Source organism: Methylosinus sp. KRF6, assembly GCF_018887255.1.
GTDB lineage: Bacteria > Pseudomonadota > Alphaproteobacteria > Rhizobiales > Beijerinckiaceae > Methylosinus > Methylosinus sporium.
This window is the reverse complement of record NZ_JAHLJF010000001.1, coordinates 4,213,664-4,226,549: the sequence shown is the minus strand read 5'-3', so window position 1 is coordinate 4,226,549 and position 12,886 is coordinate 4,213,664. Positions and strand designations below refer to the sequence as shown.

At 65.3% G+C, this 12,886-nt stretch carries 8 protein-coding genes; 3 read left to right on the top strand and 5 right to left on the bottom strand.

Translation table 11 applies throughout. The features are described 5' to 3' along the window. Window positions 1–286: 286 nt before the first annotated feature. Both KP010_RS19915 and KP010_RS19910 read left to right on the top strand, forming a co-directional pair. Window positions 287–1,516 (top strand): radical SAM protein, encoded by a 1,230-nt coding sequence (locus tag KP010_RS19915; RefSeq protein WP_216281397.1) that lies wholly within the window; start codon window positions 287–289, stop codon window positions 1,514–1,516. Between the two features lie 120 nt (window positions 1,517–1,636). Next, window positions 1,637–2,323, top strand: a complete 687-nt coding sequence (locus tag KP010_RS19910; RefSeq protein ID WP_142864741.1) for an isopentenyl transferase family protein — start codon at window positions 1,637–1,639, stop codon at window positions 2,321–2,323. A gap of 1,030 nt (window positions 2,324–3,353) precedes the next feature. On the opposite strand, the gene KP010_RS19905 is transcribed toward KP010_RS19910, so the two are convergent. The 5 genes from KP010_RS19905 to KP010_RS19885 form a co-directional block, all read right to left on the bottom strand. Then, window positions 3,354–3,950 carry a Yip1 family protein gene (locus KP010_RS19905; protein ID WP_108916914.1) on the bottom strand — a complete coding sequence of 199 codons (597 nt, stop codon included), beginning with the start codon at window positions 3,948–3,950 and terminating at the stop codon, window positions 3,354–3,356. A gap of 93 nt (window positions 3,951–4,043) precedes the next feature. Further along, window positions 4,044–4,643, bottom strand: coding sequence for a hypothetical protein (locus KP010_RS19900; protein ID WP_142863349.1), 600 nt, complete (start codon window positions 4,641–4,643; stop codon window positions 4,044–4,046). 125 nt (window positions 4,644–4,768) lie between these two features. Then, entirely contained in the window at window positions 4,769–5,422 is a 654-nt protein-coding gene (gene fixJ, locus KP010_RS19895) for a response regulator FixJ (RefSeq protein ID WP_108916916.1), read from the bottom strand. Continuing rightward, on the bottom strand, window positions 5,419–8,202 hold the full coding sequence (locus KP010_RS19890) for a PAS domain S-box protein (RefSeq protein ID WP_142863350.1): 2,784 nt from the start codon (window positions 8,200–8,202) through the stop codon (window positions 5,419–5,421). The genes fixJ and KP010_RS19890 overlap by 4 nt, the downstream gene beginning before the upstream one ends. A gap of 308 nt (window positions 8,203–8,510) precedes the next feature. Then, window positions 8,511–10,118, bottom strand: a complete 1,608-nt coding sequence (locus tag KP010_RS19885) for a globin-coupled sensor protein (RefSeq protein ID WP_108916918.1) — start codon at window positions 10,116–10,118, stop codon at window positions 8,511–8,513. Window positions 10,119–10,352: 234 nt separating this feature from the next. Between KP010_RS19885 and KP010_RS19880 the strand changes: the two genes are divergently transcribed. Continuing rightward, entirely contained in the window at window positions 10,353–12,884 is a 2,532-nt protein-coding gene (locus KP010_RS19880) for a DUF6165 family protein (RefSeq protein WP_166143443.1), read from the top strand. Window positions 12,885–12,886 lie beyond the last annotated feature (2 nt).

Genomic DNA, 12,886 nt, shown 5'->3' with positions numbered 1-12,886 from the left:
TCGGTTCCGAACAGAGGACGGCCGCGTCGTCCCGCTGCTCCGCGCGCGTCGGGATGGGGGAGGCGCGCGCGCCGCGGGCGGTGACGCCCCTTCCTCGGAACGACGCCCAAAAGCCGAAAAAGCCCAGCATCTCACCACATTCACATTGGAATCGATTCTTTCCGGCGCCGGCGTCGAATTCGATACGCTGTCGACCGAGCATATTTGGAAAGGCGTAGGAGCCGAGCCGAGCGGCCGACGCGACACGATCCTTCTGTCGACCACTTTTATTTGGGACCGGCGCACTTTGCGGAAAGCGATCGCTTGGATCGAGCAGCGCTTCCCGGACGCGACGCTGATACTCGGCGGGCAATACAGTAATCTCAAGTTCGATCAGATAATGCGAGATCATCGGTTCGTCGACTTCATCATCCGTGGCGACGCAGAGTTCGCCCTTCCCGAATTGCTCGACAAGCTCGACACAGGCGGCGATCCCGGAACGGTTCCCAATGTCGTATTCCGTGACAGGGACGGTCGACTGCGACTTACGCAGATCGCTTATATCGACCTCGACCAGAACCCGTCGCCTTCGCCGGACGGCTATTCGCCGATCGTGCCTTACGAGTCGATGCGCGGCTGTCCGTTCAGCTGCAATTTTTGCTCGTTTCCAGCGGCGTCGCCTCTGTGGAGATATAAATCGGCGGACAAAATAGCACGCGATTGGGAGCACTATAAGATTCGACACGGAGCCCATTATATCAAGGCGCTGGACTCGACCTTCACGGTTCCGCCGACGCGCCTGAAGGAGCTTCTTCCGAAGCTGGCGGCCATCGACATCCAATGGGAGGCATATACGCGCGCCAATTCGATCAAGAACGTCGATCTCGTCCGTGAACTCGAAGACTCCGGCTGCAGATCGCTATTCCTCGGATTCGAGTCGATGAGCGATACGACCTTGCAATATATGGACAAGAAGGTCACGGCGCGCGCGAACCGCATAGCGCACGAGCTTTTGCGCGAGAGCACGATCAAGCACTTTGTTTCTTTCATTGTCGGTTATCCGGGAGAAAATCCGGAGTTGTTCGAAGAGACGAAGATGTTTCTGGTGAATGAGTTCGCAGGCGAATTTGCTTTGTATGTTTGTATGCTGCAAGATGAAACAATGCCCGTTTGGCGGGACGCCGAACGGTTCGATCTGCAAGTGCATGATCCGAGCGGCGAAGCGCGCATCTGGAGTCACAGCGGCATGGATTCCGAAACCGCCGTCCGATTGCAGCAGGAAACATTGCGGGACGTTCGGTGGAAGAATGACAACGCTATTTTCAGATCATGGCAGCATGATTTCGAGTCGCCCCTGGTAAGCGGCAAATCACGGCAGGAAAACGCCGCTGTGGAAAAGCTGGTCGACCGCCTCGGGATGATCGGCGTGGATGTCGAGGACGACGGACGAGCCCGGTGTCTCGAAGACCGACTCGTCGCCGAACTCGGCGTGCATGGCGTGACGATTTCCTCGGAGGACAACGCTTCAGGCCGGTGAGGCAAAAGCCGGTCCGAAGCGGGTCGGCGCATGGTGACCGAGCGAGGCGGTCGATTTTTGTGCCTTCATTCTGTCGACAGTCGAGGCCGAACGGATCGCGCCTCTCGGAGGTGTCGGACGATGAGTTTGCATCTTCATATGATTTATGGTCCGACCACGACCGGCAAGACCGCTCGCGCGGTCGCGCTCGCGCAACGGACCGGAGCGCCGGTAATCGCGCTCGACCGCATCCAATGTCATTTTGAGCTGGCGGTGGGCAGCGGCCGGCCGTCGCTGGCGGAGCTGGAGGAGACTCGCCGAATCTATCTCTGCGAGCGCCCGGTCGCTGTCGGCCAGCTGCCGGCGGACGAGGCGAACTGTCTGCTGCATGAGTCGGTGGAGCGGTTCGGCGAGCGCGAGCCGCTACTCATTGTCGAGGGCGGCTCGATCAGTCTGTTGCAGGCGATCGCCGCGGACCCGCGCTGGACGAGCTATCGGTGGAGCTTCGAACGTCTGCCTCTGCCGCCCCGTGAGGTTTATCTCGATCGGGCCGAACGACGGGTCCGAGAGATGTTCTCCTCGGCGGGCGGCCGTTCGATTCTCGACGAGCTCCTTGTCCTATGGCCGGATCCGCAGTCTCGGCCGGTGCTCGCCGACGTCGACGGCTATCGCGCCATCATCGCCTATGCGCGGCGGCGCGAGCTGCCGATCATGGATCTTGCACGGCTCCTGACCGTCACGGATTATGAAAATCTCGTCCAGGATATCGCCTTGGAGTATCTCGGCCATGCCGAGGATCAGGAGCGGGGCTTCCCTCGTTTTGCGTGAGAGTTTCTCGAGCGACGCACGGCGTGGAAGGGCGAAATGGAAGGTTCCGCGGCAAATTTTGCGTGGCGGGGATGTTCAAAACTCGAGACTTTCGCAAGTTTGCACGACACCTCAAATTACAACGGGATGAGGTGTACAAAAGATATGATCGAAAGTCGAGCACCGCTTCGATCAGGCTTCCTCGAATGACGGCTTAGGGTCAGATCGCCCTTCGCCGTCCCGAAGAGGGGCCTTCTCCCGCAAGCGGGCTATCCGGATTCACATATCGCGAAACTCTGCGGCCGTCCTGGCCGGGCTTGTCCCGGCCATCCACGCCGGGCGGCTGAGAAACCAAAGGAAAGCGCCCGCCATCGACGGATTCTATCCGATGTCGGAGGCCGCCGGAGTTTCGGCGCTGCGCCAAACTTCCACCACGCCTCGGCGCATGCTGGCGTGGATGGCCGGGACAAGCCCGGCCAGGACGCCGTGGGGCGAGGAGAATATGCGCATTCGATCGCCCTCGAGCGGGAAAAGGAGATGCGCTGGCGTCCGCCATGGATCTCCCATTCTCGGCCCTTGACATCTGCTGAAAATATTCCTATATCTCCCTCGCTCCCGTCGACGCAAGGGCGCGTTTCTCGGGTCAGGGAACGCGGGCGGGGGCCGGCTCCATCCGGGACGGCGACCCCCGTCCATGGACAGGCGGCGCGTCGCCGGAACGGCGTTTCTCTCCCGTCCATAGGGAAGAGCGAGAGCCGTTCCGTGAGCCCAAGCCTTCGGAAGCGATCGGATCTTGAATGCGAAAGCCCAGGATTCGCGGGTCTGAATGCGCCTCGGGACGTCGACGAGAAGGCGAAGCCGCGTTTCGGGACGCTCCGGAACCGACAGATTTTTTATAGCGCTGCGGCCAAAGGGGCCGGAGCGTCCCGAACCGCCCCTCTTCTCCCGCCGCCGCGAGGCGCCGGGCGCTTCGGCGCGGGCGGATGATAATCCTATCCCGAAGCCGCGAGGGAACGAGATTCGACTGCGCGCATCGCGAGACGCCGCGCCGTCACGGCGTCGGCATAGGGACCAGCGTATGGACGATGAAGCCGTGCAGAAAGGCCGCCGCTACGCCCAGCACGAGGCCCGCCGCCGTATAGACGTCGGAATATTCCTCCTTGCTGCGCATCATCCGCGAGACGCCGACATAGAAGAGATAGACGGCGTAGACGCCGAGCACGTCGAGCCAGCGCAGGCCCGGAACGAGGCCGAAGATTTCGGCGAGCCAGATCGGCGTGTAGGAATAGGCGATGAGCTTCAGCGCCCGCAGATCGTCGCGCTTGCCCTCGAAGCTCGGCGCGAGATGCGAGATCGCCAGAGCGACGCCATAGAGCAGCGGCAGACCGAGCCCATATTGCAGAGCCGAGCGCATGAGGCCGCCGACGAAAGGATAATGAACCACGCTGGAGCCGCGCGAGACGCCGAACAGCCAATTGCCCAGGAAATTGGCCACGGCCGGGATCGCCGCCATATAGAGAATGTAATTGCGATAGAGATCGACCGCGGTCGTCGGCTCGGCCTCGATCGCCTGCCATTCCGTCTTCGGCGACACGATGATTCGCTTGGCGCGCTCGCCGATATCCTTCAGCCGCTCCTTGATATCCATCTTTCGCTCCCCTGCCTTCGGTCGTTGCGCCGCGCGGGGAGACTGGCCCAAGGCGCGCGCAGAAACAAGCGCGCCGCCTCGATCGGGCTCCGCTCAGTCGGGCTCCGCTCGATCGGGCTCTGTTCGATCGGGCTCGTCTCGATCCGCCCCGGTCCATTCCCGCGCCAGCTCCTCCGCGCCCATCAGCCGGGCGAAGCAGGAGAGAAGCGGCAGCGTCGCGGCGCGCTTCGACAGCGCCTCCGCCTCGCAGTCGAGCGGAAAGGGCGAGGCGTCCTTGACCACTATGATCGGATGGCCGGCGAGAAAGCCGTCGATCGCCGTCTCCATGCAGAGATCGCCGAGCGTGTCGCCGAGCAGAATCAGCAGCGGGCCGCCGAGACTCTCGAACAGACGCACGAAGCCGGCGTCGCGCAGCAGCGACGGGCCCTCCGCCCGCAGCACCGTCGCCCGCGGCCCGGCCGCCCGCAGCGCCTCGCCGGCCGCGGCGGAAGCGTCCGCGCGCTGCAATGCGAGATCATGCTCGACGAAGACGGTGGGCAGGCCCGCCGCGTCCCATCGTCCCAGAAGAGCCGCGCCCGATCGCTCGAGCGCATTCTGCGAGCGCGCCGGCCGCGGCTCGCGCGGCGGGCGCCTTTCGGCGATGCAGACCAATATGGCCCTGGGTCGCTTGTGGACGATAGGCGATCGAAACACGGCCGTGTCCATTCTAATTGCGCCCTCGGCCGTCCGACGCCATCGCCGGATTTTCGAGGACCCGCGTGAAATCTCACATTTTTCTACTTATGCGTGAATGGTAACAGAACGGATGCGTCGCCGCATCACCCGTCTCGGGGAGCCTCGCTCTGGCTCTCGGTCTCGCGCTCGGCGCGGGGCGGCTGCGCGAGCGACATACGCACGAGCTCCGGCAGGCTGCCGGCCTGCATTTTGGCCATCACATTGGCGCGATGGACCTCCACCGTGCGCACGCTGATGCCGAGCTCATGGGCGATGATCTTATTGGGCTGGCCCTTGAGCAGCGCGGCGAGCACCTCGTTCTCGCGGCTCGTCAGCGTGGTGAGGCGGCGCTGTATCTCCTGCGCCTGGAGATCGCGCGCCCGCTTGCCGCTGTCATAGGCGAGCGCCTGGCGCACGGCGTTGAGGAGAGATTCGTCGGTGAAGGGCTTTTCGAGGAGATCGAGCGCGCCCTCCTTCATCGCCTGAACGGCGAGCGGCACATCGGCGTGAGCGGAAATCACCACGACCGGCAGCGACAGCCCCATGTTCTTCACCTTCAGCAGCAGCTCCATGCCGGTCATCTCCGGCATACGCACATCGGTGACGATGCATCCGGTGCCGGCGCGATCGACGCCGGCGAGGAAGTCGACGGCCGAGCCATGCGTCACGACTTCATGTCCCTCTGTCGTCAATAGCAAGCGCAGCGCGTCGCGAACGGCGGCGTCGTCGTCGATGACATGCACGATCGGCTCGCTCACTCTTCCTCCTCCATCGCGGCGAGCGGCAGCGTGAAGCTGAATGTCGCGCCGCCGTCGCTATTGGGACCGGCCCAGATTTTTCCGTAATGCGCGTCGACGATCGAACGCGCGATGGTGAGGCCGACGCCGAGACCGTTCGGCTTCGTCGTGGCGAAAGGCTCGAACAGGCTCGCGCGCGCATCCTCCGAGAGGCCCGCGCCCGTATCGGCGACGTCGAGCCGGATCATCGACCGGCCCGCGAGCGAAGTCGAGATGGTCATCTTGCGCGTCTGCGCGGCGCCCATCGCATCGCGGGCGTTGCGCATCAGATTGACCAGCACCTGCTTGATCTGCACGCGATCGGCGAGAATGCGGTCGTCGGCGGCGTCGAGCCGGAAGACGACATTTATGTTCGACTGCTTGGCTTCGACGATGACGAGCTCATGCGCCTCGTCGACGATGTCGTGCAGATTTTGCAGCGTCTTGTCCGGCTCGCCGCGCGAGATGAACTCGCGCAGATGCGCGATGATCTGACCGGCGCGCACGATCTGCGTCGCGGCGTTGTCGAGCGCGTCCTCGACATTGGCGGGACGCTGATCGACCGGCATTTGCAAGAGGCGGCGCGCCGCCTTCAGATAGATGGCGGTCGCCGACAGCGGCTGATTGAGCTCATGCGCGAGGCCGGCCGCGAGCTCGCCCACGGCGTCGAGACGCTCGGCGTGCAGCTTCTGCATACGCGCCTCGATCTTGCGCCGCTCGGTCAAATCGCGAACGAAGGCGATGTAGAGGCGACGGCCGTGATAGGAGGCCTCGCTCACCGCGAGATCGACCGGAAAGAGCCCGCCGTCCTTGCGGCGCCCTTGCGTCTCTATGACATTGCCGAGCGTCTCCGGTCCCTCGAAGAAGCCGGCGCCGACGCAGGCCTTGCGGCCGCCGAACAAATGCACGGGAACCAAGGTCTCGACATGCGCGCCGATCGCCTCCGCCTTGGCGTAGCCGAACATGCGAACGGCGGCGGAGTTCAGCGATTGGATCGCGCCTTTCTCGTCGACGGTGAGAATGGCGTCATGCGCGCCTTCCACAGTGGCGTAGAGACGCGCCTCCTTGTCGACGAGCGCCTGCTCTATGCGCTTGCGCTCGGTGACGTCCTGCAGATAGCCGTGCCACAATGTCCCGCCGTCGGCCTCGCGCGTCGGGCGCGATTGCGCCTCCACCCAGATGAAGCCCTTGCGCGGATGATCATAGCGATAGCTCTCGCGCCACACGGTCAAGGCGCGCGCCGATTCGGCGATGCTGGCGAGAACGCGCGGCAGATCCTCGGGATGCACGCGCGCGAATTTGCCCTCGACTCCGCGCCGCAGCGACTCGGCGTCGATGCCGTAGATATCCTCGACATTGGGCGAGGCGTAGGGCATGGAGGCCGTGCCGTCCGGCGCGAGTCGATAGGAGGCGATGAGTCCGGGCACGGAGGCGGCGATGCCGGCGAGTTGATCGGCGAGCCGCGCCTTCTCGCGCAATTCGCGCTCGGTCGTCTTTTTCTCGGTAATGTCGGTGGCGACGCCGATCAGACGCACGACGCGGCCGTTCTCGACCAAGGCCTGGGCGCGACATGCGATCCAGCGCAGAGCGCCGTCGCTCTTTCTGTGGATGCGGAACTCTGCCTGATAGCGCCCCTCGCCGTGCGGATCGACCGCCGAGCGCATCGATTGGCGCACCGACGCGACATCATCCTCGTGCACGATGGCGAAGACCACCTCCGGCGAGAGGGGCTGATCGGCGGGAAAGCCATAGATCTCGCGATATTTCTGATCGGCCTCGGTGACGTCCGCTGCGATGTCGTATTCCCAGCTGCCGATCGCGCCGGCCGCGAGCGCGAGACGCAGGCGCTCATTGCTGCGCCGCAGAGAATCCTCGATCTCGCGGCGATCGGTCACATCGATGGCGGCGCCGATCGCGCGGGTCGCGACGACGCCGCGCGCGCTGCGGCGAAACTCGATCTGTCCGGCGAGCGCGATCCAGCGCAAGGCGCCGTCCATGCGCCGAATCCGCATCTCATGGCTCCACTCGCCATTCTTGGCGCCCGCGCAGGCCTCCAGAAACTTGCGCTCGAAATCCTTCTTGTCGGCGTCGAGCAGCATGGCGCCCGCCTCGGCGAAGCCGAGCGTCTGATCCGGCGCCAGGCCGAGAATTTCATGCATGGTGACGGAAAAGCGGTTCGCCCCGGTGACGAAATCGACGTCGAAAGTGCCGACGCGGCCGGCCGCCACCGCGAGGCGCGACCATTTCTCGCGCTCGCGCAGCGCCTCGGTCGCGGCGAAAGAACGCTCCATCCATTTCGTCTGGGCGAGATCGGTGACGATGGCGAGGCGCGGCCGCGCAGTCTCGGCCGGCGCGCCGAGCTCTATGCTCACCGGCAACAGCGAGCCGTCGGCGCGGCGAAGCTCGAACTCGCGGCTCGCCGCCTCCGGCGCCGCGAAAAAAGCGGCGAAGCGCTCCGCCTGATCGGGCGCGACATGATCGAGGACGCTGTCGCCGATGAGCTGCGCCGCCGGACGCCCGATCATCTCGCGAAACTGGCGATTGCAATGGAGAATAGCGCCATCGGCGGCGAGCTCGACGGAGCCTTCGCGCATTTGCTCGAGCAGCCGGCGGCAGAAATGCTCGGGCTCGCGCGGCGATCGCGAAGCGGCCGGCGCCGTCGCGCGCGCTCCGAGACGGTCGCGGCTCTGCCCGGCCTCGAAGAGAAGCCGCCGCAGATCCTCGATGTCCTGAAGCCGATCGCCCTGTTCGTCCACTGACATCCTCTCCACTACCCGAGCCGGGAAAGTATTCCCGCCACGGCGCGGCCACGGAACGCGCTCGCGCGAATGTCGCGTTCGAGTCCGGCGACGCGCCTCGGGCGCGATCAGGAGGCGAGAGCTTGCGCCTCGCGAAGGGATGGGTGGCTTGTAAGGCAGGCGCGCGCGGCAAGCTGCCTGTGGAAACTACTTAGCACGCCGGCCGCGATATCGGCGGAGCCCGGCGCGAGAATTCGACGACAAAGCGCGCCAGATCGACGATCTGGCGCGCTTTTGCGCGTGACGGAACGATTTGTTCGAAAGCCGAAGGATCAGAACTCTTCCCAACCTTCGTCGGCGGCGGGAGCCGAGGCGCTGCGTCCTCCGGCGGAGGCGACGCGCCGGCGCGCCGGCGCCGCCTCCATGCGCCGCTCGCTCGCGCGCGGAGCCGGAGCGGAACGCGCGCCCTCGCCATTCTGAAGACGAAACACCGAGATGAGGCTCGAAAGCTCCTCCGCCTCATGGCTGAGGCTGTGACTGGCGGCCGTGGTCTCCTCCACCATGGTGGCGTTCTGCTGCGTCATGCTGTCGAGCTGGCCGACCGCGCGATTGACCTCGGTGAGGCCGGTCGCCTGCTCGCGCGAGCCGGCGGCGATGTCGATCACCACGCGGCTCACCTCGCCGACCTGCGAGACGATGCGCTCCAGCGCCGCGCCGGTCTCCGTCACCAGCACCACGCCATTCTCCACCTGCGAGGTCGAGGCGGCGATCAGCGCCTTGATCTCCTTGGCCGCTTCGGCCGAGCGCTGCGCCAGCGCACGCACTTCCGAGGCGACGACGGCGAAGCCGCGTCCCGCCTCGCCCGCGCGCGCCGCCTCGACGCCCGCGTTGAGCGCGAGAAGATTGGTCTGAAAGGCGATCTCGTCGATGACGCCGATGATCTTGCCGATGTCGCGCGTCGAATTCTCGATGCGCCGCATCGCCTCCACCGCGTCGCGCACGATGGCGCCGCCCTTCTCGGCGTCGGAGCGCGTCACCTCGAACACCTCGCTCGCATGGCGCGTGCTGTCGGCGGTCTTGTTCACCGTGGCCGTGATCTGCTCGAGCGCAGCGGCCGTCTCCTCGAGGTTGGCGGCCTGCGCCTCGGTTCGGCGCGCGAGATTGTCGGAGGCCTTGGCGATCTCGGCGCTCGACGAGCGGATCGCGCTCGCGGAGGCGCCCACATCGGCGAAGGCGGCGGCGAGCTTGACGGCGGCGTTGTTGAAATCTTCCTTGATCTTGTCGAAGCCGCCGTCGAGCTTGTCGACGACGCGGCGCTGCAGATCGCCGCGCGCGAGCTCCTCCAGCGCATGGGCCATGATGTCGAGCGCATGGCGCTGATGCGCCTCCGCCTCGGCGCGCTGCGCCTCGGCGGCGCGACGCTCCTCGCGCAGCACGTCGAGATAGACCGACACGGAGAGATTCATATCGAGGAACACCGCCTTGACGAGCGCCGCCACGCCGCGCGACGTGCGATCGACGCGCGTCTTGCCGGCCAGCATGGAGCCCGCGAGATTGTCCTCGACAATGGCCTGGATCAGACGCTCGGTGATGAGCGCATAGGCGGAGATATAAAAGCTCGGCTCCAGACCTATGCGGGCGTGCGCCTGGCCGACGGCCGTCACCATGCGCACATATTCCGCGCCGAACTCGGCCTCGGTGATCTGCGCCCAATGGCGCATCTGGGCGGCTTTCGCCGCCGCCATATGGCGCTCGTCCGAAAAGAAGCCGCGCAATTTGGCGTCGCCGCGCACCTTCTCGTAAAATGCGTCGAGCGCCGGAGCGAGCGCCTTGGCGATGACCGGCTTGACCTGACGAAGCGCGGCGCGGGCGGACTCGCCCATCTCCATGAACGCCAAACTATCGTCGAGCGACGCGCTGCTCTTCAGAGATCCGGACATCCTCTTCCCCTCGCAATTGGCCGACCATCGGCGCGCCCGTCCCGGATGAAACGAATCGATTCGCGCTGTCCCGATGCTATTGGATTAAGCGATTTGGGAAGTTTCGGCATTACTAACATGTCATAATTCGTCGTTGCGTCGCAATGATGCATACGCTGAAACATTATAACGTCAGTTAGAGACAAGCTCGTCCCGCTAGTCGAAAGCTTCGTCCCTCTGCGCGAGGCTTACTCGTTGAAATCGAAACAGCAGAAACGACATGCAGCCGCCGCGCCGCGGCCTGCCGAGGCGAACGAATTCCTCGCCGGACTGATGGCGAGCCTGAAGGCGGACGATCTTTCGACCGCCGTGCGTAAAATCGACGCATCGCGCGCGCTCGTCGACCGACATGCGTTCGCGAGCTATCTCGCCGGGCTCGTTCGCGTCTCGCTCGGGCAGGACGAAGCGGCGATCGATCATTTCGGCAAAGCGATCGCGATCGATCCCGATCACGCGCAGGCGCTCTACGGCCGCGCGGTGGCGCTGCAAAAATCCGGGCGCGTCGACGCCGCCATCGCCGATCATGAGAAATCGCTGCGGCTCGATCCCGGCAATGTCGAGGGATGGCTGAATTACGGCGACGCTCTGCAAATGGCGGGGCGCGGCGGCGCAGCCGTCGAAGCCTATGGACGACTGCTGGCGCTGGCGCCGAGCCATGCGCAGGGCCTCGCCAATCGCGGCCTCTCCCTGCACGCCATCGGCGAGGATGCGCGCGCGATCGAAGATTACGATCGCGCCATCGCGCTTCTCCCCGCCGATCCCGTCTTATTGCGCAATAAAGCGGTCTCGCTCGCGCGGCTCGCGCGCCATGAAGACGCGCTCGATTGCTTCGCGCGCGCCTTCGCGCTCGATCCCTCCTGTCTCGACGCCGCCGATGGCGCGTTCGCTGCGCTCGTCGCGCTGCGCCTCTTCGAGGAGGCCGTCTCCTTCTGCGACACTGTGCTGAGCCTTTCGCCCGGCCATGTTCCGGCGCTGCTGACCAAGGCCAATGCGCTGCACGAAACCAAGCGCTACGCCGCGGCGCTGTCGATCTTCGACGAAGCCCTCGCGCGCGCGCCGCAGGATCCCAAGCTGCTGACCAATCGCGGCATGTGCCTGTTCGAGCTCGGCCGGCTCGAGGAGGCGCAGTCTTGCGCGCTCGCAGCCATCGCCGCCGATCCGACATTCGCGCTCGCCTGGCGCTGTCGCGGCATGGTGGAGATGCGCCGTTCCGATCTCGACAACGCCCTCGCCTCCTTCGACGCGGCGCTGCGCCTCGCCGATGACGAGCCGGACGTTCATTGCGGCCGCGGCATCGTGCTGAAGGAGCTCGGCCGCTTCGACGAGGCGCGCGTCGAATTCGACCGCGCGCTCGCGATCGATCCGCGCCATGCGGAGACGAAAGCCAATAAGGGCACGCTGCTGCTGCTGCGCGGCGAGTTCGAGCAGGGCCTCGATCTGTTCGAACATCGCTGGGTGCTCGACGACCGCCCCAAGACAGAGATCGCCTATCGCTGGCCGGAATGGCGCGGCGAGCCGCTGGCCGGCAAATCCATTCTCATTCTCGACGAGGCGGGGCTCGGCGACGCGCTGCAATTCATCCGCTATGCGCCTCTGCTGGCGAAGGCGGGCGCGAAGGTCGCCTATCATTGCCGCCCCGCGCTGCAGCGCCTGATGCGCGGCCTCGGCGAGAATGTCGAGATCATCGCCGCTCCGGCGCAGGATGCGGCTTATGATTATTGCGTCACTCTGTGCAGCCTGCCGCGCGCTTTCGGGACGCGCGCGGAGACGATACCGGGCGAATCCTATCTTCGCGCCGAGCCGGAACGCGCAGCGCTGTGGCGCGAGCGCCTCTCGGGCGAAGGATTGAAGGTCGGAATCGCCTGGCATGGCAGCTCGCATTCGCGCTCGGACCATGCGCGCGCCGCGCCGCTCTCGGCCTTCGCGCCGCTCGGCGCCATTGCGGGCGTGCGGCTCTATAGTCTGCAGAAGAATTTCGGCGCCGATCAATTGCGCGACGCGCCGATGCCCGTCATGTCCTTCGGCGAGGATTTCGACGCCGGCGCCGACGCCTTCGTCGATACGGCCGCCGTCATCGAAAATCTCGATCTCGTCGTGACGATCGACACCTCCATCGCCCATCTCGCCGGCGCGCTCGGCAAGCCGGTGTGGATCGCGATCAAGCAGGCGCCGGAATGGCGCTGGCAATTGGAGCGCGAGGACAGCCCCTGGTACAATAGCGCGCGCCTCTTCCGTCAGCGGACGCGCGGCGATTGGAGCGACGTCTTCGCGCGCATGGCGCAGGAATTGGAGGCGCTGGCCGCGCCGCGCGCAAAGGCGGCGGAGGCGGAGGCCATTCTCATTCCGGGCTCGGTCGGCGAGCTCATCGACCGCATCACCATTCTCGAGATAAAGGCCGAAAAAATCGCCGACGCCGCCAAGCGCGCCAATGTGGCGCGCGAGCTCGCGCTGCTACAGGGACTGCGCGCGGAGCGCGGCTTCGCCGGCGGCGCGCTGGACGCGCTGACGCGCGAGCTGAAAGAGACCAATCTCGCGCTGTGGAACATAGAGGACGATATTCGCAATTGCGAGAAGCGCAGCGATTTCGGGCCGCAATTCATCGCGCTGGCGCGCAGCGTCTATCAGCGCAACGATCATCGCGCGGCGCTGAAGAAGCGCATCAACCTCGCCTGCGGCTCTCTGATCGTGGAAGAAAAATCCTACGACGAGGCTCCACGCGCCTCGTGAGG